This window comes from Candidatus Symbiopectobacterium sp. NZEC127, from assembly GCF_025962675.1.
In the GTDB taxonomy this organism is placed as follows: Bacteria; Pseudomonadota; Gammaproteobacteria; order Enterobacterales; family Enterobacteriaceae; genus Symbiopectobacterium.
On the sequence record NZ_JAGFPG010000009.1, the window covers coordinates 23,982 to 49,695 of the forward strand.

Consider the following 25,714-nt stretch of genomic DNA (forward strand, 5'->3'; position numbering starts at 1 on the left):
GTTCCTAAGGGGATTCCTGTCGCGCGCGTTCAGGGATCAGCACAAGGTAGCGACAATCGCACGATCGGCATTAAAGCAGGCTGTCACCGCCATTTCCACGCGCAGTTTTTGCTGTGCAACTTGCTCGTTTGGCACCGTGGCGCACAGCGTCTCGCCGCTTGCCAGCGCGATCAGCACTTCACTGCTCTCTTGTCCCGCTTCCAGAGATGATACTGTGCCAGTAAGTTCGTTATCGGATTTAGGCCGGGCTGCTGCGGCATCGTATACCGCAATCCAGGGCGCTTTAATCAATACCAGCACTTCTTTGCCTTCATTAAGCCCCAATCGCTCGGCGCTCTGTTGGGTCAGCAATACGTTCACCGCTGTTTTCCCATCGGCCAGCAGTACACTCAGGTGCTGTTGAACCGTATCCCGGCTGCGGGCTTGCACCGTGCCAAAGAACTGATTGCGGGCGCTGGTTTGCAGTGAAAAACGTGCGATGGCAGCCAGCAGGCTGTCCAGCGGCAAATTATCATCTTGCAGAACGTCAAAGGCCTTTTGCTGTATTTGTGCCAGCAAATCATAGAGCTGAATCAATCGTTCGCCATAGCGCGTCAGCGTGGCCCCGCCGCCGCCTTTGCCGCCGGTCATGCGTTCTACAATGGTCTGCTCTGCCAGTTGATTCATTTCGTTAATGGCATCCCAGGCGCTTTTGTAGCTGATGCCTGCGAGTTTGGCACCTTGGCTGATTGAACCGGTGTGACGAATCTGTTTGATCAGCTCAATGCGTCGTGGATCGGCAAAAAGACGTTGTTGTAATTTGAGTGTCAGAAGGATTTCAGCTTGCATGGTCACGGTCCAGGGAGATTAAAAAAGACAAAAACGAGCGTGTATTACGCTCGGAGCAGCGCTATTGTCGCGCGTTTGGGCGGTGTGGGCAAACCGCACAAATGGTCGCATTAATTCTTACAGTTACGGTACACTATTCATCATCACCCGTAATGATTTTTCGTTGCGGTACGTTGAGATTCGCGATGAATGTCGCGCGCATTAATCAGCGCACCGTTGCCGATAAGTGAGGTAAGCATGTTGGAATTGCTCAAAAGCCTGCTGTTTGCAGTGGCCATGGTGCCCGTGATGATGGCGATCATCCTCGGCGCTATCTACGGTTTAGGCGAAGTGTTTAACGTCTTTTCCCGCATTGGCCATGCCGATGAAAGCAGTGTAAGAAAGTAACCCCACTAGGTTTTCATTTCTTCTGATGCCCGGTCAAACAGACCGGGCATTATTTTTTTGTATGTACTCTCTTCGGATTATGCGAGCAAAAGCGCATGACATTGCGGGATTTATCGTTATATTATTCCGAATACAACGATAACGTCCTGATGTAATTACTCTTGGGAGAGACCGATGAAACAGCAATGGATGAAATGGGGTGTCGCATTAACCCTGAGCGCAACATTGGCGATGCCTGCCTTTGCGGCAGAACAAAAAGTCACCGTGTTTGCCGCCGCTTCGCTGACCAATGCGTTGCAGGAAATTGCCGCACAATACAAAAAAGAGAAAAACGTCGATATCGTTTCCTCTTTTGCGTCCTCTTCAACACTGGCTCGCCAGATTGAACAAGGCGCGCCTGCGGATCTGTTTATTTCTGCCGACCAGCAGTGGATGGATTACGCTCAGGATAAAAAACTGACGGATACTGCGACCCGCTATACCCTGCTGGGCAACGCGCTGGTGGTGATTGCACCGAAAACCAACGATGTGAAGCATTTTGCCATCACGGATAAAACCGACTGGAAGAGCCTGTTGAAAGGGGGCCATCTGGCGGTTGGCGATCCGGACCATGTACCTGCCGGGATCTATGCCAAAGAAGCGCTGCAAAATCTGAAAGCCTGGGATGAACTCTCTCCGGTAATGGCGCGCGCCAACGATGTGCGCTCCGCTATGGCGCTGGTAGAACGTGAAGAAGCCCCTCTGGGCATCGTGTATGGCTCTGACGCGGTTGCCAGCAACAAAGTCAAAGTGGTCAGTATTTTCCCGAAAGAAAGCCATAAGCCGGTCGAATATCCGATGGCTATCATCAAAGATCATAACAACGCGACGGTGACCGGTTTCTATGAGTATCTGAAAACGCCTGCCGCTACGGATGTGTTCAAACGCTACGGTTTCTCGCCGCGCGGATGATGCTCACGGATTACGAATGGCAAGCCATTGAACTGAGTCTTAAAGTTTCCATCACCGCTGTAATATTCAGCCTGCCGCTAGGGATCCTGGCGGCATGGGTGTTGGTACGCTGCCGTTTTCCCGGTAAATCGCTGTTGGACAGCATTATCCATTTGCCGCTGGTGTTGCCACCGGTGGTGATTGGCTATTTGTTGCTGATTGGGATGGGCAGAAAGGGCATTATCGGCCAATGGCTTTATGAATGGTTCGGCCTCAGCTTCAGTTTCAGCTGGCGCGGTGCCGCGCTGGCCTCCGCAGTGATCGCATTTCCCCTGATGGTGCGCGCAATTCGTCTGGCGCTGGAAGCGGTGGACACACGGCTGGAACTGGCTGCCCGAACGCTGGGTGCCAATCCCTGGCGTGTTTTCCTGACTATCACGTTACCACTTTCATTTCCCGGCATTGTGGCAGGCACGGTATTGGCGTTTGCCCGTTCGCTGGGTGAGTTTGGTGCAACCATTACGTTTGTGTCCAATATTCCGGGGGAAACACGCACTATCCCGTCGGCAATGTACACATTGATTCAAACACCCGGTGCAGAAGCCGATGCGGCGCGCCTGTGTGTGATAGCCATTCTGCTCTCAATGGCGTCGTTGCTGCTCTCTGAGTGGTTAACCCGCTGGGGCCGTAAACGGTTGGGGGTGTAATGCTGGAGCTCAATTTTCATCAACGCCTCGGCGATCTTGATTTGCGTGTGGATACCCAATTGCCTGCGTCAGGTATTTCTGCAGTGTTTGGCGTATCTGGCGCCGGAAAGACGTCGCTGATCAATGCGGTAGTGGGCCTGACGCGCCCGCAGTCTGGCCGAATTGTGCTCAACGATCGCGTGTTAATGGATGCCGAAAAACGTATCTGCCTGCCGCCCGAAAAGCGCCATGTGGGTTATGTCTTTCAGGATGCGCGGCTGTTTCCGCATTACCGTGTGCAAGGCAATCTGCGTTATGGCATGGCGTCATCCATGAAATCGCAGTTTGATGCCATTGTGGCACTACTGGGCATTGAGGCACTGTTAAACCGCTTACCGCTCACCCTCTCCGGTGGCGAAAAGCAGCGTGTAGCGATTGGCCGCGCCTTGCTGACCGCACCGGAACTGCTGCTGATGGATGAGCCGCTGGCATCGCTTGATTTGCCGCGCAAACGTGAGCTATTACCGTATCTGGAGACGTTGGCGAAAGAGGTCAACATTCCTATCCTGTATGTCAGCCACAGCATGGAAGAGATTGTGCGGTTAGCCGATCGGGTAGTGGTGCTGGATAAAGGTAAGGTCAAAGCGGAAGGCCGGTTGGAAGAGGTGTGGGCGAGCAGCGCGATGCGTCCCTGGCTACCGAGCGATGAGCAAAGCAGCATTCTCAACGTGAAAGTGATGGAGCAGCACGAGCGTTATGCCATGACGGCGCTGTCGCTGGGCGAACAACGACTGTGGGTGAATCGGGTTGCGATGCCGTTGAAAACGCCGCTGCGGATTCGAGTCAACGCGGTCGATGTCTCTTTGGTGTTGCAACCGTCAACGGCGAGCAGTATTCGTAACGTGTTGCCCGCTAAAGTGTTGGAATGCATCGACGTCGATGAGCAGGTCGAAGTGAAGCTGTCGGTAGGCGGGCAAATCCTGTGGGCGCGGATTTCACCCTGGGCGCGCGATGATCTGAGATTGCATGCAGATATGTGGCTTTATGCGCAGATCAAAAGTGTGTCGATAACGGCGTAGCGTTTTCTACGTCGTTTCCACCCGTCATTCCCGTTTTTTCTTCGTCATTCCCGCGCAGGCGGGAATCTCTGACAGGCGAAACGCGTTTCTTCTGCCAGAGATCCCCGGCTTGCGCCGAGGATGACAAAGAATGAGGCCGAGGATAACTAAGAAAGTGGCTGAGGATGACCCTATTGCAATACGCGCTGGCGGATTAACTGCGCAATAGCAGGCTCTTCATTGTGTCCGATAACCAGATCGGCGTGCGCTTTAACCGCGTCATCACTGTTGCCCATGGCAACGCCAAGCCCGGCGGCTTCCAGCATACTGATGTCATTGAAGTTATCGCCAAAGGCCACTACATCGCCCATGGCGTAGCCCTGAGACGTGACCCATTCACTCAGCAGCTTGCCTTTGTTATTTCCGCTCTGCGCCACGTCAACCTGATCCTGCCAGGACCACTCACAGGTCAAGCCAAACTCATCCATGACCCGATTGGCAAAGTTGTCTAACGCCTGCGTATCCGAATGAGAAAGGGCGAATTTCCAGATATTTTGCACCCGATCGGCGGCGTTCAACAGGCTGTCAACGTGAAGGAACGTGGGGCGCTGGTGTGGCGGTAGGGTTTCGCCCCACGCCTGGGTACGAATCACGTGGCCGGTCGGTTCTTGATACAGCATGCCGTCATCGGCGTACATCAGACCGTGAATGCCGTATTCACCTAACAAGGTCAGCACGCTTTTAGCCTGGGTCGCGGTCAATGGATTGGCTTGCGATGTCTGTTTTTTCTGGTAATCGTACAGGTAGGTGCCATTGCAGCAAATGGCCGGCGTATCCAGATCCAACGCCTGATAGAACGGATGAATCGCGGAATGGTGCCGCCCGGTGACGATCACCACTTTGACACCCTGTTGGCGTGCCAGCGCCAGCGCAGTGAGGGATTCCGGTAAAATTTTCTTTTGCCGGTCAAGCAATGTGCCGTCCAAATCAAGAGCAATGATACGATACGTCATAGCGGTCCTATTAAGAGAGTCTAGAATTGCGTTAATGCCCATAATGTTACACCCTAAGTGGCATGGCGCAAAATGCGACAAACCAAGGAGAAAAGCATGCAGCAAGTGGTCTATATCGCCAGTCCGGAAAGCCAGCAGATTCACGTTTGGCAGTTGGCGTCCTCGGGGCAGCTAACGCTGTTACAGGTTGTTGATGCGCCGGGTCAGGTGCAGCCGATGGTGATAGCACCCAACAAACAGCATCTTTACGTTGGGGTACGTCCGACGTTCTCGGCCATCAGTTACCGTATCGATGCACAAGGTTTGCTGACACAGGTCGGTTCTGCCTCGTTGCCGGGAAGCCCGACGCATTTGTCCACAGACCGCCAAGGGCGCTTTTTGTTCAGCGCCTCCTACAGCGGTGAAACGCTGAGCGTCAGCCCGATTGATGCCGATGGCATTGTGGGTGAGCCGATTCAACAACTGGATGGTTTGTCAGGCTGCCACTCCAGCAATATCGATCGCCAAAACCGGGTACTGTGGGCGCCGTGTTTGAAAGAAGATCGCATTCGTTTGTATGACGTTTCTGCCGAGGGTGAGCTGTCCGTCGCGGCGCAAGCGGACCTGCATGCGGTGGAAGGTGCAGGCCCACGGCATATGGATTTTCACCCAAATCAGCGTTTTGCCTACTGCGTGAATGAGCTGAACAGTACGGTTGACGTGATTGAGCTGCACTCGGTAGAGGGCAAAGCACGTACCGTGCAGTCACTGGATGCCATGCCGCAGGGCTTTGCGGATACCCGTTGGGCGGCGGATATTCATTTGACGCCAGATGGCCGCTTCCTTTATTGCTGCGATCGTACCGCCAGCCTGTTGAGTATTTTCCAGGTGTCAGAAGATGGCAGCAGCTTGACGCTGGTTGGACATCAGCCCACGGAGACTCAGCCGCGTGGTTTCAATATCGATAATCTAGGTGAGTTTGTGATTTCTGCTGGGCAGAAGTCACAGCACATTGAGGTGTATCGTATCGATCAGGAAAGCGGAAAGCTGCAACCGTTGGCGCGCTATGCGGTAGGGCAGGGGCCAATGTGGGTGAGTGTGTTGGCGCTTGATTGAGCCGGGCCGAGACTGTAGGCGTCATCCCCGGCGTAGGCCGGGGATCTCTTACAAGACCACTCGGTCATCCCCGGCGTAGACCGGGGATCTCTGGCAGAATGAACGCGTTGCATCTGTAAGAGATTCCCGCCTGCGCGGGAATGACGTGAGAGGGCGCGGGAATGACGTGATTATGATCTATTTCTTCTCTTCTTCTTCGTTCAGCACCTGACGCGCCCAACGCGGGTGGTGTTTACGCGCCCACCTAGCGGACACTTTGCCTTCGATCATCCCCTTGATGGAACCGCGCACCCAGAACGCCATGTACATGTGAATCAGGATGGCGTGGATCAACACGATAGCCGCCGCCGCGTGAACCAGAATGGCGTAGCGCACGATATCGATCGGGAACAGGTGAGCAAAGTACGGTCGCCACATGATGATGCCGGTAACCAGCAATACCAGCGTCAATCCCATGATGCTCCAGAACATCATTTTCTGGCCCGGGTTGTATTTGCCCACATCCGCAACGTTGTGTTCGTTACCTTTCAGAACCTCAACGATATGCAGGAACCAGGGCAGGTCGCGGCGTTTTGGGATATTGTGGCTCACAAAACGGAAAAACATCGGCACCAGACAAATCACGATCAAAATGCCGAAGAACGGGTGCATGATGCGCCCCATCTGCGGCGTACCGAAGGTTTGCGTCAGCCATTGCAGCGTTGGGAAAAACAGCGCAATCCCGGAAAGCGCCACCAGGAAGAAGCTGATCACCACAATCCAGTGACAAATGCGGTCAACGAATTTGGTGCGCACAATCATTTTCTGCTTGCTCATTGCTTCTCCTCCTCGTCGTGGTCGTGCTCCGTCTCTTCCGTATTTGGCCCGATGCCAACATAGTGGAACATCAAACCGGCAAAGGTAGCGACAAAGCCAAGCGTTGCCAGCGGTTTGAGGATACCTTTCCACAAGTTGACCGGTGTGGAGATCTGCGGATTGTCGGGCAGATTGTTATAGAGCGACGGTTTATCGGCATGGTGCAGCACGTACATGACGTGAGTGCCGCCCACCCCTTGTGGATCGTACAGGCCCGCGTTGTCATAACCGCGTTTTTTCAGGTGCGTGATACGCTCTTCCGCCAGCAGTTTCATCTCTTCCTTGGTGCCGAAATGAATTGCGCCGGTCGGACAGGTTTTCACACAGGCCGGTTCCTGGCCGGTGCTCACACGATCGACACACAGGGTACATTTGTACACCCGGTTATCGTCTTTATTGAGACGCGGCACGTTGAACGGGCAGCCAGCGATGCAGTAACCGCAGCCGATGCAGTGCTCAGACTGGAAGTCGACAATGCCGTTCGCGTACTGAATGATGGCGCCGGCAGACGGGCACGCCTTCAAACAGCCCGGATCGCTACAGTGCATGCAGCCATCTTTACGGATCAGCCACTCCAGACGGTCGGCGCTTTCCACTTCGGAAAAGCGCATCACGGTCCAGGATTTGGCGCTCAGATCCATCGGGTTGTCATACACCCCGTGGTTATGGCCCACGTCGTCACGAATGTCGTTCCACTCGGAGCAGGCTGCCTGACAGGCTTTACAGCCAATACAGGTGGTGACGTCAATCAGTTTCGCCACTTCGCTTTTGTCGTTTCTCACGTGCGGTGGCGGTGTCAGGCTACTGGTAGCCGAACGTTGGATAATATCTTGAGATTGCATTGACATAGCGCGCTACCTTACACCTTTTCCACATTCACCAAAAACGCCTTGAACTCTGGCGTTTGCGAGTTAGCGTCACCGACGCTGGGCGTGAGGGTATTTGCCAGGAAGCCTTTACGCGTGGTGCCTTCAAAGCCCCAGTGGCAAGGTATCCCGACCGTTTCAATCGCTTTACCGGCGACGGTCAAGGTCTTGATACGCTTGGTGACCACCGCTTTGGCTTTGATGTAGCCGCGCTGACAGGAAACCTTCACCTCATCCCCCGCCTTGATCCCTTTGCTCTGCGCCAGGTTTTCGCCAATCTCCACAAACTGCTCGGGTTGGATAATGGCGTTAATGCGCGCATGCTTGGTCCAGTGACGGAACAGCTCGGTAATGGAGTAGGTGGTGGCGACATACGGGAAATCGCTCGCCTTACCCATGGTTTTGGCGTCGCGCGCAAACAGCCGTGCCGCCGGACTGGAGATCACAGACGGGTGCAGCGGGTTGGTATCGAGCGGCGTTTCAATCGGTTCGTAGTGTTCAGGGAACGGACCATCAACCAGTTTATCGACCGAGAACAGACGTGCCACGCCTTCCGGCAACATGATAAACGGCATGGTGTCTTTGCCGGGCGGTACGGTAGCGGCGAAATCAGGCACGTCAATGCCTTGCCATTTCTGGCCGTTCCACTCCAACAGCTTGCGCTTGCTGTCCCACGGTTTCCCTTGCAGGTCAGCGGAGGCGCGGTTGTACAGAATGCGGCGGTTTTGCGGCCAGCACCAGGCCCAGCCCGGCGTTGCCCCCAGACCGGCATCGCTGTTGTCGCGGTTAGCCATCTGGTTGCCTTTTTCCGTCCAGCTACCGGCATAGATCCAGCAGAAGCTGGACGTGGTGCCATCGTCGCGCAGCTGTGAGAAGTCAGCCAGTTGCTGACCTTTTTTCAGGATCAGCGTGCCTTTGTCGTCATAAACATCGGCCAGCGCCATACCGTTACTTTCGCGCGCAATCTCTTCCGGCGTTGGATCTTCCGGATCCTGATAGTTCCAGTTGATGTTCATCAGCGGTTCAGGGCATACGCCGCCTTCTTCGCGATACAGCTCGCGCAGGCGCATCAGCAATTTGCCGAGGATCTTCCCGTCGTGCAGCGCTTCTGCCGGTGGTTCAGCCGCCGCCCAGTGCCACTGCAACCAGCGGCCAGAGTTGGCGATAGAGCCGTTCTCTTCTGCGAAACAACTGGAAGGCAAACGGAACACTTCGGTCTGGATGGATGCGCTGTCGACGTCGTTAAATTCACCGTGGTTCTGCCAGAAGGTAGAGGTTTCGGTCGCCAGCGGATCGATAACCACCATGTATTTCAACTTGGAAAGCGCTTGCGTCGCCTTGTTCTTGTTGGAGAACGCGGCGAGCGGGTTGAAGCCTTGCACGATGTAGCCGTGCATTTTGCCTTCGATCATCAGTTCGGTTTGTACCATCACGTCGTAGCTGCGATCCCACTTCGGCAGCCATTCGTAGCCCCACTGGTTGTCCGCTTGCGCATGGTCGCCATAGAAACTCTTCATCATGCTGATAAAGAATTTTGGCGTATTTTTCCAGTAGTTCACCTGATCCGGCAGCAGCGCATCCGGCGTGATCTGCTTGAGGTAGGTTTTCAGGTCAGCCTGCTTTTCCGACGGCAGCGGCATATAGCCTGGCAGGTTAAGGCTCAGCAGCCCCAGGTCGGTATAGCCCTGAATGTTGGAGTGACCGCGCAGGGCGTTAACGCCGCCACCGGCCATGCCGATATTGCCCAGCAGTAACTGGATCATGGCAGCGGCACGGATGATCTGCGCGCCGTTGGTGTGGTGCGTCCAGCCCAGCGCGTACATGAAGGTCGCGGTTTTATCGGGGGCGCTGGTTTCTGCCAGAGAGCGGCAGATCTCTTCATAATGGTGCGCGGGCGTGCCGCACAGCGAGACCACCATCTCTGGGGTATAACGGGCAACGTGCGCTTTCAGCAGATTCCAGACGCAACGCGGGTGCGTCAGCGTCATGTCACGTTTGGCAAAGCCGTTGGCATCCAGCTCGTAATTCCAACTGGTCTTGTCGTACTGGCGGGCATCCGCATTATAACCGCTGAACAGGCCTTCATCGAAACTGTAGTCGTCACGCACGATCAGGCTGGCGCTGGTGTACGACTTCACGTATTCATGATGAATTTTATCATGCGTGATCAGATAGTTGATGATGCCCAGCAGGAAGGCGGCATCCGAGCCTGCGCGGATCGGAGCATAAAGATCGGCCACGGCGGCGGAGCGGTTAAAGCGCGGGTCAACCACGATCAGTTTGGCGTCGTTATGGGTTTTCGCTTCGACGGCCCATTTAAAACCCACCGGATGGGCTTCTGCGGCGTTACCGCCCATCACGATAATCAGGTTGGCGTTTTTGATATCCACCCAGTTGTTGGTCATGGCACCGCGACCAAACGTCGGCGCGAGTGCGGCAACGGTCGGACCGTGGCACAGACGTGCCTGACAGTCGATCGCCACCATGCCCAGTGAGCGGGCAAATTTCTGATCGAGGATACCGGTTTCATTGCTGGCGGCAGAAGAACACAGCATGCCGGTGGTCAACCAACGGTTAACCACCGTGCCTTTGGCGTTGACGCGCTCAAAGTTGGCATCGCGGTCAGCCTTCATCAGGCGCGCAATGCGGTCAATGGCATCATCCCAGCTAATGCGCTGCCATTTATCGGAACCCGGAGCGCGATACTCGGGGTGCTTTAAACGGCCTTCACTGTGGATGTAGTCAACCAGCCCCGCGCCCTTCGGGCACAGCGAGCCACGGCTTACCGGATGATCCGGATCCCCCTCGATATGATAAATGGCGGGTTTGGCGTTTTTCGCGCCATCACCCAGGCTGTACATCAACACACCGCACCCGACGGAGCAGTAGGTGCAGTTGTTACGTGTTTCCTTGGCGCGCAGTAACTTGTACTGACGCACCGATGCCATTGCTTCCGTGGGGGCAAAGCCCAGTGCGGCGAGGGTAGTGCCAGCCATACCCCCCGCACAAACTTTAAAGAAACCTCTTCTATTGATTTGCATTAGTTTCCCTAGGTGATGGTTTGTTTATTTTTTGTTGCAGGCAATTTAACAACACTCACGATAGGGGTTTTGCGCGAAATCAAAATTTAAGTATTTAAAACACCTTTTTACTCCTTTAAAGGTATGTTTTTATAGCGATATATAATAGATTATATAGCGTTTGGTTTCAGTTTTGTAATCTGACGGTTGTTTTTTCGCTGCAAAAATAGCCAAAACGGCAAAAAACCGCCGTACAAAAAAGACACAATTGAGCAACAGGAAAGAGGGAGAGATGCTACCTCTGTGAGATGTTTTGCGGCAAAACCCCGCCGTCATCCTCGGCGAAAGCCGAGGATCTCTGACAGAAAGAACGCGTTTCGTCTGTTAGGGATTCCCGCTTGCGCGGGAATGATTATGTTATGTCTGCTTGATGGGTTATTTCACTTGCATTCCCGGCTGAGCACCGCTGTCCGGGCTGAGCAGGAAGATTTCCTTGCCGCCAGGGCCTGCTGCCATCACCATGCCTTCCGACACACCGAAGCGCATTTTGCGCGGGGCCAGGTTGGCGACCATGATGGTCAAACGGCCTTCCAACGCTTTCGGATCGGGATAAGCCGTGCGGATGCCGGAGAAAATCTGGCGAGTTTCACCGCCGAGATCCAGCGTCAGGCGCAGCAGCTTGTCAGAGCCTTCCACGAAATCTGCCTGTTTGATCAGCGCTATGCGCATATCCACTTTGGCAAAATCGTCAAAGCTGATGGTGTCCTGAATCGGATCGTCAGCCAGCGGGCCGGTCACCACGTTCTTGGCACTCATGTCCTCTTTCGAGGCGTCAACCATCGCATTGACCTTGTCGAGATCGATACGGTTGAACAAGGCTTTGAACGCTTTCACGTCGTGACCCAGCAGCGGTTGTGCTACCGCATCCCATGTCAGCGTCGTGTTGAGGAACGCCTCGGTGCGCTCAGCCAGTGACGGCAATACCGGTTTCAGGTAGGTCATCAGCACGCGGAACAGGTTGATGCCCATAGAGCAAATCGCCTGCAAGTCCGCATCGCGGCCTTCTTCTTTTGCCACTACCCACGGGGCCTGTTCGTCCACATAGCGGTTGGCGAGGTCGGCCAGCGCCATGATTTCGCGGATGGCTTTGCCGGATTCACGGTTGGCAAAGGCGTCGGCAATGCTGTCTGCCGCATTGGCGAAAGTGGCATAAAGCTCGGCATCGGCCAGCGTTTCCGCCAGTTTGCCGCCAAAACGCTTATTGATAAATCCGGCGTTGCGTGACGCGAGGTTAACCACTTTGTTAACGATATCGGCATTAACGCGCTGCACGAAATCTTCCAGATTGAGGTCGATATCATCAATGCGTGACGACAACTTGGCTGCATAGTAATAGCGCAGGCAATCGGCATCCAGGTGTTGCAGATAGGTCTCGGCCTTGATAAAGGTACCGCGCGATTTGGACATCTTGGCGCCGTTTACCGTCACATAGCCGTGCACAAACAGGTTGGTCGGTTTGCGGAAGCCGCTGCCTTCCAGCATGGCAGGCCAGAACAGGCTGTGGAAATAGACGATGTCTTTACCGATGAAATGGTAAAGCTCAGCGCGACTCTCTTTACCCCAGAATTCATCAAAATCGATATCACCGCGTTTGTCGCACAGGTTTTTAAACGACCCCATGTAACCGATCGGCGCATCCAGCCAGACATAGAAATATTTGCCCGGCGCGTCCGGCACTTCAAAGCCGAAGTAGGGCGCGTCACGGGTGATATCCCACTGTTGCAGGCCAGCATCAAACCACTCTTGCATCTTGTTGGCGACCTGCTCCTGCAACGCACCGGAACGCGTCCAGGCTTGCAGCATTTCACTGAATGCAGGCAAATCGAAGAAGAAGTGTTCTGACTCGCGCATCACCGGCGTAGCACCGGAAACCGCCGATTTTGGATCGATCAGTTCTGTCGGGCTATAGGTCGCGCCGCACACTTCGCAGTTATCGCCATACTGATCGACCGCTTTACATTTCGGGCAGGTGCCCTTGACGAAACGGTCCGGCAGGAACATGCCTTTTTCCGGATCGTAGAGCTGAGAAATGGTGCGGTTTTTAATAAAACCGTTCTCTTTCAAACGACCATAGATAAGACCGGACAGTTCCCGGTTCTCTTCACTGTGGGTGGAGTGATAATTGTCGTAGCTGATCTGAAAGCCAGCGAAATCCCGCTGATGTTCCTGACTCACGTCCGCAATCATCTGCTCCGGTGCCACGCCCATCTGCTGTGCTTTCAACATGATTGGCGTACCGTGGGCGTCATCCGCACAGATAAAGTGAACCTGGTGACCGCGCATTCGCTGATAACGGACCCAGATATCAGCCTGGATATGCTCCAGCATGTGGCCGAGGTGGATTGATCCGTTAGCATAAGGCAACGCGCTGGTTACCAATATTTTCTTAGCGACTTGAGTCATAGTGGGGAACTTACTTTCTTTCATGATGATGAGAGGGAATCCCGATGTTAACCGATAGCCCCTTGCGGCGTAAACCGCTGTAAGCGGAAAACCCTGTCAAACGCGGGCAACGCGGCGTTCACGTGGCTTGGGCCGATTTTTTCACTGAGGTCAACGATCGGGGCGGGGCATTCTGTTATGCTATGGCTGTTTTTCCACAAAATAATGAGAACGATAAGGAGCCGGGATGAACGCAACAATCCCTGAGCAAACCCCCGATACGCTGAAGGCACTGGTGACCGGTGTCCTCTCCACGTTTAAGCACCCGACGCTGAAAAATAACCTGACGACGCTCAATGCCTTGCATCACTGCGCCTTGCTGGATGAGGTGCTGCGCATCGAACTGGTGATGCCGTTTGCCTGGTTAAGTGGGTTGGAAGTATTAAAAGAGACCGTCAGCCCCGAGTTGATGCGTTTAACCGGTGCCAAAGATGTGGAATGGCGCCTGACGCACAGTATTGCCACGCTGCGTCGCGTCAACAATCAGGCGGGTGTTAAAGGTGTCAAAAACATTATTGCCGTTAGCTCTGGCAAGGGCGGCGTGGGGAAATCCAGCACCGCGGTGAACATGGCGCTGGCGCTGGCCGCAGAGGGGGCGTCGGTGGGTATTCTCGATGCCGACATCTATGGTCCGTCCATACCAACCATGCTGGGCACCGCCAGCGAGCGTCCGACCTCGCCGGATGGTCAGCACATGGCACCGATTATGGCTTACGGCCTGGCGACCAACTCTATCGGTTATCTGGTCACGGACGATAACGCCATGGTGTGGCGCGGCCCGATGGCGAGTAAAGCGCTGTTGCAACTGTTGCAAGATACGCTCTGGCCGGATCTCGATTATCTGGTATTGGATATGCCGCCGGGCACCGGGGATATCCAATTGACGCTGGCGCAAAATGTGCCGGTGACGGGCGCCGTGGTGGTGACGACGCCGCAAGACATTGCCCTGGTGGATGCCATGAAAGGCATCACCATGTTCGAGAAAGTCAGCGTGCCGGTGTTGGGTATCGTCGAGAACATGAGCGTGCACATTTGCAGCCACTGTGGTCACCTGGAGCCGATTTTTGGCACCGGCGGCGCGCAGAAACTGGCGGAGAAATACAACTGTGCCCTGCTGGGGCAACTGCCGTTGCATATCTCCCTGCGCGAAGATCTCGATCGCGGTGAACCCACCGTTGCCAGCAAGCCGGACAGCGAGTTCACCTCACTGTATCGCGAACTGGCCGGGCAAGTTGCTGCGCAACTTTACTGGCAGGGTGAAGTCATTCCGACCGAGATTTCGTTCCGCGCGGTGTGACTGGCTACAGGAGTGGGAACGTATGGCGTTCCCACCCTTTACTTCGTCATTCCCGCGCAGGCGGGAATCTCTCACCAACGAAACGAGTTACTTCTGCCAGAGATCCCCGGCTGTCGCCGAGGATGACGAATGAGTATTTGTCATTCCCGCCCTTTACTTCGTGATTCCCGTGTAGGAGGGAATCTCTACCAGACGAAACGCGTTCATTCAGCCAGAGATCCCCGGCATTCGCCGAGGATGACAGTTAGGGGGAGCCTCATTTTTCGCTGAAGATGACGGAGGGGCACTCAGAACAGCGTAAAGAACAAGTCATTCCACAAAGGATTAGCTGCCTCGATCAAGTGAGTTTTCCACGCTCGCCTCCATTTTTTTAACTGCTTCTCCCGCTGAATCGCCACGAGCATATTTTCAGTATATTCATAATAAACAAGCTGATTTAGATTGTATCGCTGGGTAAATCCTTTGGCTTTTAGATTCTTATGCTGCCAGATGCGTTGTATCAAATTACTGGTTACACCGACATAAAGCGTGCCATTTGGTTTGTTGGTTAATATATAGACACTTGGCGACATTCTTATTTACCTGGCATATTAGGAACCCCGTTGTAACTGATCTTCACCGTGACATCTTTCGTTATCATCAAATACAGCGACCGTGCTCGCTTATCATTTTGCAAACCAGAAATGACCATGTGTAGGGCTGGCGCTACCTGCCTTAACTCCCTATAATTCGCTCGTTACTGTTTGTTTACCCGTTACTATGCCATTCGGCATTTCCCTCATTTATCAGGTCATTAATTGTCATGGCTGCGACGTCTCACCAGTGTGTCATCATCGGAATTGCAGGAGCATCCGCTTCTGGCAAGAGTCTTATTTCCAGTACGCTCTATCGCGAGTTGCGCGATCAGGTGGGGGATGAGCATATCGGGGTCATCCCGGAAGACAGTTATTATAAAGATCAAAGCCATCTGAGCATGGAAGAGCGGGTGAAAACCAACTATGACCACCCCAATGCCATGGACCATGACCTGCTGTTAACGCATCTGAAAATGCTCAAGGCCGGACAAGCGATTGAGTTGCCGCAGTACAGTTACGTCGAGCATACCCGCAAGCAAGAGACGGTACGCTTGCTGCCGAAAAAAGTGATCATTCTGGAAGGTATCTTGCTACTGACGGAAGTCCGCCTGCGCGCTGAGCTGAATTTTTCCATTTTTGTCGATACCCCGCTGGATATCTGCCTGCTGCGTCGTATGCGCCGTGATGTGAACGAACGCGGTCGTTCCATGGATTCGGTCATGGAGCAGTACCAAAAAACGGTACGCCCGATGTTTTTGCAATTTATTGAACCGTCGAAGCAATATGCGGATATCATCGTGCCACGCGGCGGTAAAAACCGTATTGCTATTGATATTCTGAAAGCCAAAATAAGTCAGTTTTTTGAATAACTCACCAGTGACGGCTTAAACGTGAAAAGGGAACAACATGAGACTGTGCGATCGTGACATAGAAAGCTGGCTAGACGATGGACGCCTGGTTATCACCCCTCGTCCTCCGGTTGAAAGAATTAACGGCGCAACGCTAGATGTGCGGCTGGGCAATCAGTTTCGCGTTTTTAGTGGCCATACGGCTGCATTTATCGATTTGAGCGGCCCGAAAGATGAAGTCAGCGCGGCACTCGATCGCGTGATGAGCGACGAGATTAACTTGCCGGAAGGCGAAGCGTTTTTCCTGCATCCCGGTGAACTGGCACTGGCGGTAACGCTGGAATCCGTGACGCTGCCGGACAATTTGGTGGGCTGGCTCGACGGTCGCTCCTCTTTGGCGCGCCTGGGATTAATGGTTCACGTTACTGCACACCGTATCGATCCCGGTTGGCAAGGTAGAATTGTGCTGGAGTTCTATAATTCAGGTAAGCTACCGTTGGCATTACGCCCTGGCATGATTATCGGTGCATTGAGTTTTGAACCGCTCTCTGGCCCGGCCGCACGCCCCTACAACCGTCGTGAAGATGCGAAATACAAAGATCAACAAGGTGCTGTGGCGAGTCGAATCGATAAGGATTGATCGCCAGTGCATAATGCTGTTGCACTGATTGTTGGGAGGATGGCATGAAAAGAGTGTTGACGACGCTGGCGATTCTGCTTGTGGTGCTGGCTGTTGGTATGACGGCGCTAGTCATGCTGGTAAACCCCAACGATTTCCGCGCTTACATGGTAAGCCAGGTCGACGCCCGCAGCGGATACCGCTTGCAGTTGGAAGGGGATCTGCGCTGGCACGTTTGGCCGCAGCTCAGCATTCTTTCCGGCGGGATGTCGCTAACCGCACCGGGAGCGGCGTCGCCGATTATTAGTGCAGAAAACATGCGTCTGGATGTCAAACTCTGGCCGTTACTGTCACATCGTCTGGAAGTGAAACAGGTGATGCTCAAAGGGGCCGTGGTGCGCTTAACGCCCGAAAGCGAAGCGCATCGCGCCAGCACAGCGCCGATTGCGCCAGCTGGTTCGTCAACCCCGGAAGAGACGCGTAATTGGCGACTTGCCGTTAATCAGTTGAAAATCGTGGATAGCCTGTTGATTTTGCAACGCGGTGACGACGAACAGCTCAACGTGCGCGACATCAACCTGACGCTGGAACAGAGCAGCGAGCGCCAGCTAGCGTTGGAACTGACCAGCCGCATTAATCGCGATCAGCGTGACCTTGCGGTGTCACTTCAGGCAAATCTGGATATGCAGCACTATCCACAGCAAATAGATGCAACCATCGAGCAATTCCAATACCAACTTCAGGGCGCGGGTATTCCCTCTGGTGGCATCAGCGGCAGCGGTAGCCTTCAAGCCAGTTATCAGCAGGCTGCTGGCACTGCCCAGCCAGAAAAGGTCACGGTAAGTCAGTTCACGTTAGCGGCGAGCGACAGCCAACTGAGCGGGAATGCGGCGGCAATCCTGGGTGAACACCCGGAATATACGCTGGACATCAACGCGGCGCGGCTAAATCTCGATGCACTACTGGGAAGTGCGCCAACGTCACAAACGCAGAACGCTACGCCTGCGGCGATCAAGACCGTTACGCCGGTAGTATCGACGGAACGTGGGCTGAGTGAAGGGGATGCCTTATGGCAATCGTTCAGCGCGCGGTTGGCATTGCAGGCAGACACGCTTATCTACCGTGGCCTGACCTTCAGCAAGGTGAACCTCAACGCGGTCAATCAGGCTGGTGTGTTGACCCTTTCCTCATTGCAGAGCGAGCTTAACGGCGGGCGTATTGCTCTGACCGGGAAAATGGATGCAAAGGCAACGCCGAAAATCACCCTGCAACCTGCTATTGAGAATGTACAGATCGAGCCGCTGACAGTAGCGTTTGCGTTGCCGCAAACGGTGAGTGGCAAACTGTCGTTAAAAGGACAGTTTAGTGGCGATACCTTCTCGCTGGATGCGTTGATGCGCCAGTGGCGGGGCAACGCGGCGTTGAGCGTGGACAACTTGCGCTTTCAGGGCGTGAATATCCAGCAGATGATTCAGTTGGCGGTGGTGCGCAACAACAGCAATGTGCAGGCGTTAGAGCGCTACGATCGCTATACCGACATTACGCGGTTGACCGGCAATGCCGAGCTCAATGCTGGCAAACTGCGAGTGAGTGATATCACCGGTCAATCCGCCTTGCTGTCTCTCACCGGCACCAGCCAGTTTGATCTTCCGGCTCAACAATGTGACATGAACTTTAGCGTGCACATTACCGACGGCTGGCGTGGTAACGAGCAGTTGGTAGAGATTTTAAAATCCACCAGCGTACCGCTGCGTATTTACGGCCCGATCAACAACCTGAGCTATCAACTGCAAGTCGATCAGTTGCTGCGCAAACGCCTTCAGGATGAGATGAAAAAGCGGCTCAATGATTGGGCTGATAAAAATCAACAGAGCCAGACCAGCAAAGGGCTAAAACAGCTTCTCGACAAGCTTTGATCGCCTATGACGCTTTCTTAGACCGAGGATGACAAAGAGGGGGAACTCGTTATTTACGTTCCCCTCCGCCAATCAACACGCCATTCATCATTCCCATGCACCATTCGTCATTCCCGCACTTCACCCGTCATTCCCGCGTAGGCGGGAATCTCCTACAGGAGAAACGCGTTCTTTCTGGCAGAGATCCCCGGCTTTCGCCGAGGATGACGGATGCATGCTGCGCCGAGGACGACAGAGATGGCTGCCACGTTAACCATGACCGTTAATGGTTTTTTTTCTTTCAATACGCCAATAGGCAGTTTATTAACCTCACCTCGTTTAGGGAAATAAACTTTACTTCTTTGATCTTTGCCATTTGTAGTTTTTCTACAAATCAGTACACTCCCCTGCTTTTATCGCGTTTTCTTATACCAGAGCGTTATCTGATGTCTGCCCGTCAGGCGCTTTTACGTTCACTTTCAACAGAGAAACATCATGATCGAACTCCTTATAGGTGTTGTTGTGACGGTGCTGGTGGGCCGTTACATCATTAAAGGCTATTCCGCGACCGGCGTGCTGATGGCGGGCGGGTTGTTGTTGCTGCTGATCAGCGTGCTGATGGGGAAAAGCGTACTGCCCGCCAGTGCGAAATCCACGGGGTGGGGCTTAACGGATATTGTTGAATACGTCAAAATTCTGCTGATGAGCCGCGGCGGCGACCTCGGCATGATGATCATGGTACTGTGCGGATTCGCCGCCTACATGACCCACATTGGCGCCAATGACGTGGTGGTAAAACTGGTTTCACGCCCGCTGAAAGTGATCAACTCCCCTTATTTACTGATGATTGCCGCCTATTTCGTTGCCTGCCTGATGTCACTGGCCGTGTCATCCGCCACCGGGCTGGGTGTGTTGCTGATGGCAACGCTGTTCCCGGTCATGGTGAACGTGGGCATCAGTCGTGGCGCGGCGGCGGCTATCTGCGCCTCGCCGGCGGCTTTGATCCTGTCGCCAACCTCTGGTGATGTGGTGCTGGCGGCACAGGCTTCGCAAATGAAGTTGGTGGATTTTGCGTTTAAGGTGACGTTGCCGATCTCCATTGCCGCCATTGTATCGATGGCGATTGCACACTTCTTCTGGCAGCGCTATATCGACCGAAAAGAGAACATCAGCCACGAAATGGTCGAAGCGAAAGACATTGAAACCAATGCGCCGCGCGTTTACGCCATTTTGCCGTTTACGCCGATCATCGGTGTGCTGATTTTTGATGGTAAGTGGGGGCCGGAACTGCACATTATCACCATCCTGGTGATCTGCATGCTGCTGGCTGCCGTGTGTGAATTTCTGCGTTTCTTTAACGCCAAAACCATTTATGCCGGGCTGGATGTTGCCTACAAAGGCATGGCAGAAGCCTTCTCCAGCGTAGTGGTGCTGCTGGTTGCCGCCGGTGTGTTTGCGCAGGGGTTAAGCACCATCGGTTTTATCAGTGGGTTGATCGGGTTGGTGCAATCCTTTGGCAGCGGCGCATTGCTTATCATGCTGGTACTGGTGGTGATCACCATGCTGGCGGCAATGACCACGGGTTCAGGTAACGCGCCGTTCTATGCGTTTGTCGAACTGATCCCTAAGTTGGCTTCACAAATGGGCATCAACCCAGCCTATCTGGCAATCCCGATGCTGCAAGCCTCTAACCTTGGCAGAACCATTTCTCCGGTGTCAGGCGTGGTGGTTGCAGTGGCAGGGATGGCAAAAGTCTCGCCGTTTGAAGTGGTAAAACGCACGTCAGTGCCGGTATTGGTCGGGCTGATTGTGGTGGTGGTGGCTACGGAAATTTTGATTCCGGCGTAAGGCAAATGGGCATCCCTCACTGTTTATTCGGTGGGGGATGTTTTGCAAACAAAATCAATTAACGGGCGAGTTGCTTAATGAACGCTTCAAAATCAATGAGGTGATGCTGCACAACATAGATAACGATATCCAGGTTCAGCGTTTGATAGTCATGAACCGCAATGTTACGTAACCCAACCATTTTCTGTAGTTTCTCAGCCAACTCCGGCGTAATAATGTGGTGATTTGCCAGCAAGGCAAAGCTGTCGCGGCTGCTTTGCGGAATACCGAGTTGATGTACGCGAATAGTATGATTGGCTAAATCAATGGCGGCTTCACAGGCGCGCAGCAGGTTTAAGATAACGGAATCTTGCCGGGTAAAGTCGGTAGTGAAGTGTTCTGCATCATGATTGAACTCTTCCCTAATTCGTTGCAAACAGCGACGTATCGCTGCACTTTTGTTAATGATGATATCTGTCATTGATGCAGGCTCTGTTTGAAATCCGCCAAGATCTCCGCACGCTCTTGCTGTAAATGTTGATACATGGAAAGCGTGGTCATTTCGAATTGTTCTGCTTCCTGATTGCGCTGATACAGGCAAACTCCGTGGCGAATAATCTCCATGCGTAATACCGTTGAGGCTTGTCTAAGGTCAATCAGATCGACATCACGATGCAACGCGCTGGCTATTTCGCCAGCAAGCTCCCAGCGATAAACAGGATCGAGAGGGTCTTGTGCCAACACGGCAACATCTATATCGCTGTCAGGGCCAGCATTTCCTGTCGCATGAGAGCCGAACAGGTAAATAAGGCTGACAGTGGGTATTGCCTCTTTTATCAAACTGATTAATGCATCACGCATAAGATATCTCCGCTTTGCGGTAATTATACCTCATAATCCTGCTCAGGCGCGTGCTCCAGAGTGATTGCCACTTTCACAATGCGGTGGCTCTCCATGCTTAATATCTTGAAGCGGTAACCATCGATGGTGAGTTCATCACCTTCTTGCGGCACGCGCTGTGAATATTCCATCATCAACCCGGCCAGCGTGTAATACTCGCGTTTTTCATCCAGCGTAAGGGGGATGTACATGGCGAGATCTTCTAGCGGTGTGTAGCCGTTGGCCGTCCAACTCCCGTCTTCGTTTTGCGTAATGTCGTGACGCGCATCGACATCTTCTCCCTCGACAGGTAGATTCCCGGCGATGGTTTCCATCACATCGCTCAGCGTAACAATGCCTTCCACCGAACCAAATTCATCCACCACAAAAGCAAAGTGGGTTTTTGCCGCCCTGAACTGTTCCAAGGCCTGTAGCAAAGAGATCTGCTCAGGGAACACCAGCGGCTGGCGCACCAGCTTATGCAGATCGAGCGGTTCATGGCGCAGCTGTTGTTGCAACAGGGAGGCCACGTGCACAATGCCTACCGGTTCATCCGAGGTCGGGCTATCCATCACTACCAACCGAGTGTGCGGACTTTTTTCCAACAGCGCTGCCAGCGCATCGTGGGGCGACTGAAGTTCTACGGCGATGATATCGTGGCGGGATGTCATGATGCTGCTCACGCTACGTTGCCCCATGCCGAGCACGCGTTCGATCATGCGCCGTTCCTGACGGTTGAATACCGCATTACCGCTTTGCGCATTGTCGCCAATCAAGTCTGAGGTTTGGTTATTCAATTCCGCATCTTCATGCTCACCGCGCAGAATTTTCAGGATTACATCGGCGGTGCGCTGGCGCAGGGGCACATCAGAGGTGAGGAAACGGCGGCGGTTAAACTGAGCAACCTGGTTTAGCACCTCAATCAATACCGAGAAACCAATCGCTGCATAGAGGTAGCCTTTGGGAATATGGTAACCAAAGCCATCCGCGACCAGACTAAAGCCGATCATCAGCAAAAAGCTGAGGCAAAGAATGACAATAGTGGGGTGGGCGCTGACAAACCGGGTTAATGGTTTGCTGGCGAGCAGCATCAGCCCAATGGCGATGGTCACGGCAGACATCATCACCAGCAGATGATCGGTCATGCCGACAGCGGTGATGACCGAATCCAGCGAAAAGATGGCATCCAGAATAACAATCTGCGTTACAACCGCCCAAAAACGCGCTCGTTTGCGCTGACCATGCTGCTCCTGATCTCGGCCTTCCAACCGCTCATTAAGTTCTACCGTGGCTTTGAACAACAGAAACAGCCCGCCGACCGCCATGATGATATCGCGTGCGCTAAACGGCTGTTGAAACAGGGTGAAAAGCGGGGCGGTGAGCGAAACCAGCCAGGACATAGAGGCAAGCAGCACCAGACGCATCAATAATGCGAGTGACAGGCCAACGACGCGGGCGCGATCTCTGAGTTTTTCGGGGAGTTTTTCCGCCAGAATGGCAATAAAGACAAGATTATCGATACCTAATACCAGTTCCAACACCACAAGCGTTGCCAAACCGGCCCAGATAGTGGGATCAGCGATCCACTCCATATAAATTTTTTCACCTGTATCAACCAGAACCGATATAGGGTAGCAGCGCAGCCCGCATTGAACCAGCATTTGTGGGGATATTACCAGTCTGACAACATCTTCATACAATCATTGCAAACACAATTACTTTATTTACAACTATTTAGCATTATAACCTGCTGATTTAAAATCGCTAACTTTCAAAAAACGGTATCTAGCCGCACTCAAGAGTGCTAGCATTTGTAAGTAATTATTAAATAATACCGATTTGTTTAAAAAACACTCAAACATAAAAAGACATGTGATTTCTTAAGGTTATTGCGGTTTTGTTGCGCGGGATAGGCCTAATCTGAAAATCTTTGTAAATCCACGAACTTCCTGTACAGAGTGAAATGTGCTCCATACTATAGTGGCGTACGCGGCACTATAGGGTCCTTTTCTGAAAGTTTCGCGGTTTTTTTTGCTTGACTAGCCCGTAAAAATAAATACGTACACAGGAATCATAATGTGGCCCACGGATGGTATTCCGTATTTTAACAGCACGTTGGCGGCTATGAGCCAAGGGCGGTAGCGTGCCTGGTGCGAAGTAACTTCACGGTTGATGATGGTGCAAAAATGCAAGAAATTACGGTTATCTTTATAAGCGCTTTTATTGCGCTTTTTCTGGCAAGAAAAACGGCAATAAAAGTAGGGTTAGTTGATAAACCGAACTCGCGCAAAAAACACCGCGGGCATATTCCCCTGGTGGGAGGCGTTTCTATTTATCTCGCCCTCTGGATCCTCTATGCCCTTCATCCTGAATGGCTCCCTGATTTTTCCCTCTATATGGTCTGCGCCAGCGCATTACTTTTCGTCGGCGTGCTGGACGACCGCTTCGATCTCCCTGTTATGCCTCGTATCTTCCTGCAAGCGCTGGTGGCCAGCATCATGATGTATTCCGGGCTTCACCTTGCGAGCCTGGGTAACATTCTATTCGGTTATGAGCTGGTGCTGGGTTGGGCGGGCTACGCGGTGACGCTGCTCGCGGTCTGGGGCGCTATCAATGCTTTCAACATGGTCGATGGCATCGATGGCTTACTGGGCGCACTCTCCTGCGTCACCTTTGGTGCGCTGGCTGTGATGTTTTATCTGGATGGTGAGCATGAACTGGCACAGTGGAGTTTATGCCTGCTGGCTGCATCCATTCCTTATATTCTGCTCAACCTCGGTATTCCCTGGGGACAAAAATTCAAAGTCTTTATGGGCGATGCCGGTAGCACCTTGATTGGTTTCACCGTTATCTGGTTGCTGATTGTCGCCACGCAAGGGCATGACGCTGTAATTCGCCCGGTGACCGCATTATGGTTTATCGCCGTGCCGTTGATGGACATGGTCACCATAATGACGCGTCGCATTCGCCGTGGCGACAGCCCCTTCAAGCCCGATCGCGAGCATCTTCATCATATTTTACTGCGTGCTGGGCTGGGACCGCGTCAAACCCTGTTAGCCATTGTTGGTGTGGCGTTTATGTTTGCGCTGGTAGGAATTATTGGTGAGCGTGCAGGAATCAGAGAGTCTGTTATGCTTAGCCTGTTTTTACTGGCATTCGTCGGCTATTTCTGGTCAATTACCCGGGTATGGCGCTTGCTGACGTGGGCCCGCCGTGGTAGCGGTCAGTCTGGGCATGTGCACGGCAAAGTAAGCCAAACGCCACTGAACAAGTAAATTACCCGTTTTTACAGCCGTAACTCATGGAATCAATAGCACCCGAATTCTTTATGATAGAGGCAGAGGATCGGCGGCGACTTATAACTTATTAAAAGTGATGGCATAAACAGGATGATAGCTTACAAAAGAAAAGTGATACCGTTGATGGTGTCTGCCGTGTTGCTGAGCGGTTGTACCATTTTTCCTGGTTCGCATTTGACGACCAGCGGCAAAGAAGTGATTAAACAACAGGATGCAGATTTCAACATCAGTAAACTGGTCAACGTTTACCCGATGACGCCTTACCTGATTGAGAAAATGCGAGCAAAACCGCTGGTAGCCCAGACTAACTCTGCATTGGATCGTGAACTGCAAAGCTACGAATACCTGATTGGCGTGGGTGATGTGTTGATGGTTACCGTTTGGGATCACCCCGAATTGACGACACCCGCAGGGACGTATCGCACCGCAGCAGACACCGGTAACTGGGTACATTCTGATGGCACTATCTTCTACCCATATATTGGCAAAGTGAAAGTGGCGGGGAAAACCGTCACTCAGGTGCGTGAGGAGATCATGGGCCGCCTGGCGCAGTATATAGAATCGCCTCAGGTTGAAATCAGTATTGCGGCGTTCCGTTCGCAAAAAGTGTATGTTTCTGGTGAAGTGGCGACATCTGGACAGCAGGCCGTTTCCAACGTGCCGCTCACTATTCTGGATGCCATCAATAAAGCCGGTGGGCTGACGGAAAACGCCGACTGGCGTAACGTGGTGCTGACGCACAACGGGCAGGAAAAACGCATTTCCCTTCAGGCGCTGATGCAAAACGGCGACCTGTCTCAGAACCAACTTCTCTACCCTGGCGATATCCTTTATGTGCCGCGTAACGACGGCCTGAAGGTGTTTGTGATGGGGGAAGTGAAAAAGCAAAGCACCCTGAAGATGGACCGCAGCGGTATGACGCTCACTGAAGCGTTAGGCAATGCGGAAGGGATGGATCAGGCCATGTCTGATGCGACCGGTGTGTTTGTTATCCGTCCGCTGCGTGGCTCACAAGGCCCTAAACTGGCCGATATTTATCAGCTCAACACCTCTGATGCCACTGCGCTGGTGATGGGCACCGAGTTCCAGTTACAGCCCTATGATGTGGTGTACGTAACCACTGCACCGATTGTGCGTTGGAACCGCGTGGTGTCACAGCTGGTGCCGACCATCTCCGGCTTCAATGACCTGACCGAAGGCGCATTACGTGTGCGTACCTGGCCGTAACCATCCTT

General features: G+C 53.3%; 22 protein-coding genes. 12 read left to right on the plus strand and 10 right to left on the minus strand.

Annotated elements, in window-relative coordinates; all coding sequences use genetic code 11:
* Positions 1 to 36 precede the first annotated feature (36 nt).
* Positions 37 to 828 carry a molybdenum-dependent transcriptional regulator gene (gene modE / locus J5069_RS22270; protein WP_264645891.1) on the minus strand — a complete coding sequence of 264 codons (792 nt, stop codon included), beginning with the start codon at positions 826 to 828 and terminating at the stop codon, positions 37 to 39.
* 237 nt (positions 829 to 1,065) lie between these two features.
* Here modE and J5069_RS22275 point away from each other — a divergent pair, with 237 nt between their 5' ends.
* From J5069_RS22275 to modC, 4 genes are all read left to right on the plus strand, one after another.
* Complete coding sequence (locus J5069_RS22275) at positions 1,066 to 1,215, plus strand: AcrZ family multidrug efflux pump-associated protein (protein ID WP_264645892.1); 150 nt, start codon at positions 1,066 to 1,068, stop codon at positions 1,213 to 1,215.
* 174 nt (positions 1,216 to 1,389) lie between these two features.
* Positions 1,390 to 2,166, plus strand: coding sequence for a molybdate ABC transporter substrate-binding protein (modA, locus tag J5069_RS22280; RefSeq protein WP_264645893.1), 777 nt, complete (start codon positions 1,390 to 1,392; stop codon positions 2,164 to 2,166).
* Complete coding sequence (modB, locus tag J5069_RS22285; protein ID WP_264645894.1) at positions 2,163 to 2,852, plus strand: molybdate ABC transporter permease subunit; 690 nt, start codon at positions 2,163 to 2,165, stop codon at positions 2,850 to 2,852. Before modA ends, modB begins: the two co-directional genes overlap by 4 nt.
* Positions 2,852 to 3,910, plus strand: coding sequence for a molybdenum ABC transporter ATP-binding protein ModC (modC, locus tag J5069_RS22290; protein WP_264645895.1), 1,059 nt, complete (start codon positions 2,852 to 2,854; stop codon positions 3,908 to 3,910). Before modB ends, modC begins: the two co-directional genes overlap by 1 nt.
* Positions 3,911 to 4,080: 170 nt before the next feature.
* On the opposite strand, the gene J5069_RS22295 is transcribed toward modC, so the two are convergent.
* Positions 4,081 to 4,902 (minus strand): pyridoxal phosphatase, encoded by an 822-nt coding sequence (locus J5069_RS22295; protein WP_264645896.1) that lies wholly within the window; start codon positions 4,900 to 4,902, stop codon positions 4,081 to 4,083.
* A 96-nt stretch (positions 4,903 to 4,998) separates the two neighbouring features.
* Here J5069_RS22295 and pgl point away from each other — a divergent pair, with 96 nt between their 5' ends.
* Positions 4,999 to 5,997, plus strand: coding sequence for a 6-phosphogluconolactonase (pgl, locus tag J5069_RS22300; protein ID WP_264645897.1), 999 nt, complete (start codon positions 4,999 to 5,001; stop codon positions 5,995 to 5,997).
* A gap of 177 nt (positions 5,998 to 6,174) precedes the next feature.
* On the opposite strand, the gene fdnI is transcribed toward pgl, so the two are convergent.
* The 4 genes from fdnI to metG all read right to left on the minus strand — a co-directional run bounded on the left by fdnI (position 6,175) and on the right by metG (position 13,201).
* A complete protein-coding gene (gene fdnI / locus J5069_RS22305; RefSeq protein WP_264645898.1) occupies positions 6,175 to 6,813 on the minus strand; it encodes a formate dehydrogenase-N subunit gamma in 639 nt (212 codons plus the stop codon).
* The gene (fdxH, locus tag J5069_RS22310) at positions 6,810 to 7,700 is read right to left on the minus strand and encodes a formate dehydrogenase subunit beta (protein WP_264645899.1); all 891 of its coding nucleotides are present in this window, start codon (positions 7,698 to 7,700) and stop codon (positions 6,810 to 6,812) included. Before fdxH ends, fdnI begins: the two co-directional genes overlap by 4 nt.
* 11 nt (positions 7,701 to 7,711) lie before the next feature.
* Positions 7,712 to 10,759 carry a formate dehydrogenase-N subunit alpha gene (gene fdnG, locus J5069_RS22315; RefSeq protein WP_264645900.1) on the minus strand — a complete coding sequence of 1,016 codons (3,048 nt, stop codon included), beginning with the start codon at positions 10,757 to 10,759 and terminating at the stop codon, positions 7,712 to 7,714.
* A gap of 414 nt (positions 10,760 to 11,173) precedes the next feature.
* Positions 11,174 to 13,201: a methionine--tRNA ligase gene (metG, locus tag J5069_RS22320; protein ID WP_264645901.1), complete on the minus strand. Its 2,028-nt coding sequence runs from the start codon at positions 13,199 to 13,201 to the stop codon at positions 11,174 to 11,176.
* Positions 13,202 to 13,427: 226 nt separating this feature from the next.
* On the opposite strand from metG, the gene apbC reads away from it, so the two are divergent.
* Positions 13,428 to 14,537 carry an iron-sulfur cluster carrier protein ApbC gene (gene apbC, locus J5069_RS22325; RefSeq protein WP_264645902.1) on the plus strand — a complete coding sequence of 370 codons (1,110 nt, stop codon included), beginning with the start codon at positions 13,428 to 13,430 and terminating at the stop codon, positions 14,535 to 14,537.
* Positions 14,538 to 14,824: 287 nt separating this feature from the next.
* On the opposite strand, the gene J5069_RS22330 is transcribed toward apbC, so the two are convergent.
* On the minus strand, positions 14,825 to 15,109 hold the full coding sequence (locus J5069_RS22330) for a GIY-YIG nuclease family protein (protein ID WP_264645903.1): 285 nt from the start codon (positions 15,107 to 15,109) through the stop codon (positions 14,825 to 14,827).
* A gap of 230 nt (positions 15,110 to 15,339) precedes the next feature.
* Between J5069_RS22330 and udk the strand changes: the two genes are divergently transcribed.
* From udk to dcuC, 4 genes are all read left to right on the plus strand, one after another.
* Entirely contained in the window at positions 15,340 to 15,981 is a 642-nt protein-coding gene (udk, locus tag J5069_RS22335) for a uridine kinase (protein WP_196906238.1), read from the plus strand.
* 37 nt (positions 15,982 to 16,018) lie between these two features.
* Positions 16,019 to 16,600 carry a dCTP deaminase gene (gene dcd, locus J5069_RS22340; RefSeq protein ID WP_222160069.1) on the plus strand — a complete coding sequence of 194 codons (582 nt, stop codon included), beginning with the start codon at positions 16,019 to 16,021 and terminating at the stop codon, positions 16,598 to 16,600.
* A gap of 44 nt (positions 16,601 to 16,644) precedes the next feature.
* Entirely contained in the window at positions 16,645 to 18,495 is a 1,851-nt protein-coding gene (gene asmA, locus J5069_RS22345) for an outer membrane assembly protein AsmA (RefSeq protein WP_264645904.1), read from the plus strand.
* A 474-nt stretch (positions 18,496 to 18,969) separates the two neighbouring features.
* Positions 18,970 to 20,322, plus strand: a complete 1,353-nt coding sequence (gene dcuC, locus J5069_RS22350) for an anaerobic C4-dicarboxylate transporter DcuC (protein ID WP_264645905.1) — start codon at positions 18,970 to 18,972, stop codon at positions 20,320 to 20,322.
* A 58-nt stretch (positions 20,323 to 20,380) separates the two neighbouring features.
* Here the strand turns inward: dcuC and hepT are convergent, their stop codons facing one another.
* Genes hepT through J5069_RS22365 form a run of 3 tightly spaced genes read right to left on the minus strand, consistent with a single transcriptional unit; the run spans position 20,381 to position 22,772 of the window.
* A complete protein-coding gene (hepT, locus tag J5069_RS22355; RefSeq protein ID WP_264645906.1) occupies positions 20,381 to 20,782 on the minus strand; it encodes a type VII toxin-antitoxin system HepT family RNase toxin in 402 nt (133 codons plus the stop codon).
* Positions 20,779 to 21,162, minus strand: a complete 384-nt coding sequence (gene mntA / locus J5069_RS22360; RefSeq protein WP_264645907.1) for a type VII toxin-antitoxin system MntA family adenylyltransferase antitoxin — start codon at positions 21,160 to 21,162, stop codon at positions 20,779 to 20,781. Before mntA ends, hepT begins: the two co-directional genes overlap by 4 nt.
* 23 nt (positions 21,163 to 21,185) lie before the next feature.
* Positions 21,186 to 22,772, minus strand: coding sequence for a TerC family protein (locus tag J5069_RS22365; RefSeq protein WP_264645908.1), 1,587 nt, complete (start codon positions 22,770 to 22,772; stop codon positions 21,186 to 21,188).
* Between the two features lie 594 nt (positions 22,773 to 23,366).
* On the opposite strand from J5069_RS22365, the gene wecA reads away from it, so the two are divergent.
* Together wecA and J5069_RS22375 are read left to right on the plus strand one after the other, a co-directional pair.
* Entirely contained in the window at positions 23,367 to 24,455 is a 1,089-nt protein-coding gene (gene wecA / locus J5069_RS22370; RefSeq protein ID WP_264645909.1) for a UDP-N-acetylglucosamine--undecaprenyl-phosphate N-acetylglucosaminephosphotransferase, read from the plus strand.
* Positions 24,456 to 24,569: 114 nt separating this feature from the next.
* Positions 24,570 to 25,706: a polysaccharide export protein gene (locus J5069_RS22375; RefSeq protein ID WP_264645910.1), complete on the plus strand. Its 1,137-nt coding sequence runs from the start codon at positions 24,570 to 24,572 to the stop codon at positions 25,704 to 25,706.
* The last annotated feature ends 8 nt before the right edge of the window (positions 25,707 to 25,714 follow it).

Bases quoted from the DNA above. Each gene is read 5' to 3' on its own strand.
- metG (WP_264645901.1), bottom strand. From the start codon at position 13,201: ATGACTCAAGTCGCTAAGAAAATATTGGTAACCAGCGCGTTGCCTTAT.
- wecA (WP_264645909.1), top strand. From the start codon at position 23,367: ATGCAAGAAATTACGGTTATCTTTATAAGCGCTTTTATTGCGCTTTTT.
- fdnI (WP_264645898.1), bottom strand. From the start codon at position 6,813: ATGAGCAAGCAGAAAATGATTGTGCGCACCAAATTCGTTGACCGCATT.
- fdxH (WP_264645899.1), bottom strand. From the start codon at position 7,700: ATGTCAATGCAATCTCAAGATATTATCCAACGTTCGGCTACCAGTAGC.
- J5069_RS22375 (WP_264645910.1), top strand. From the start codon at position 24,570: ATGATAGCTTACAAAAGAAAAGTGATACCGTTGATGGTGTCTGCCGTG.
- modB (WP_264645894.1), top strand. From the start codon at position 2,163: ATGATGCTCACGGATTACGAATGGCAAGCCATTGAACTGAGTCTTAAA.
- fdnG (WP_264645900.1), bottom strand. From the start codon at position 10,759: ATGCAAATCAATAGAAGAGGTTTCTTTAAAGTTTGTGCGGGGGGTATG.
- mntA (WP_264645907.1), bottom strand. From the start codon at position 21,162: ATGCGTGATGCATTAATCAGTTTGATAAAAGAGGCAATACCCACTGTC.
- modE (WP_264645891.1), bottom strand. From the start codon at position 828: ATGCAAGCTGAAATCCTTCTGACACTCAAATTACAACAACGTCTTTTT.
- asmA (WP_264645904.1), top strand. From the start codon at position 16,645: ATGAAAAGAGTGTTGACGACGCTGGCGATTCTGCTTGTGGTGCTGGCT.
- dcd (WP_222160069.1), top strand. From the start codon at position 16,019: ATGAGACTGTGCGATCGTGACATAGAAAGCTGGCTAGACGATGGACGC.
- modA (WP_264645893.1), top strand. From the start codon at position 1,390: ATGAAACAGCAATGGATGAAATGGGGTGTCGCATTAACCCTGAGCGCA.
- J5069_RS22275 (WP_264645892.1), top strand. From the start codon at position 1,066: ATGTTGGAATTGCTCAAAAGCCTGCTGTTTGCAGTGGCCATGGTGCCC.
- udk (WP_196906238.1), top strand. From the start codon at position 15,340: ATGGCTGCGACGTCTCACCAGTGTGTCATCATCGGAATTGCAGGAGCA.
- J5069_RS22295 (WP_264645896.1), bottom strand. From the start codon at position 4,902: ATGACGTATCGTATCATTGCTCTTGATTTGGACGGCACATTGCTTGAC.
- hepT (WP_264645906.1), bottom strand. From the start codon at position 20,782: ATGACAGATATCATCATTAACAAAAGTGCAGCGATACGTCGCTGTTTG.
- modC (WP_264645895.1), top strand. From the start codon at position 2,852: ATGCTGGAGCTCAATTTTCATCAACGCCTCGGCGATCTTGATTTGCGT.
- pgl (WP_264645897.1), top strand. From the start codon at position 4,999: ATGCAGCAAGTGGTCTATATCGCCAGTCCGGAAAGCCAGCAGATTCAC.
- apbC (WP_264645902.1), top strand. From the start codon at position 13,428: ATGAACGCAACAATCCCTGAGCAAACCCCCGATACGCTGAAGGCACTG.
- dcuC (WP_264645905.1), top strand. From the start codon at position 18,970: ATGATCGAACTCCTTATAGGTGTTGTTGTGACGGTGCTGGTGGGCCGT.
- J5069_RS22365 (WP_264645908.1), bottom strand. From the start codon at position 22,772: ATGGAGTGGATCGCTGATCCCACTATCTGGGCCGGTTTGGCAACGCTT.
- J5069_RS22330 (WP_264645903.1), bottom strand. From the start codon at position 15,109: ATGTCGCCAAGTGTCTATATATTAACCAACAAACCAAATGGCACGCTT.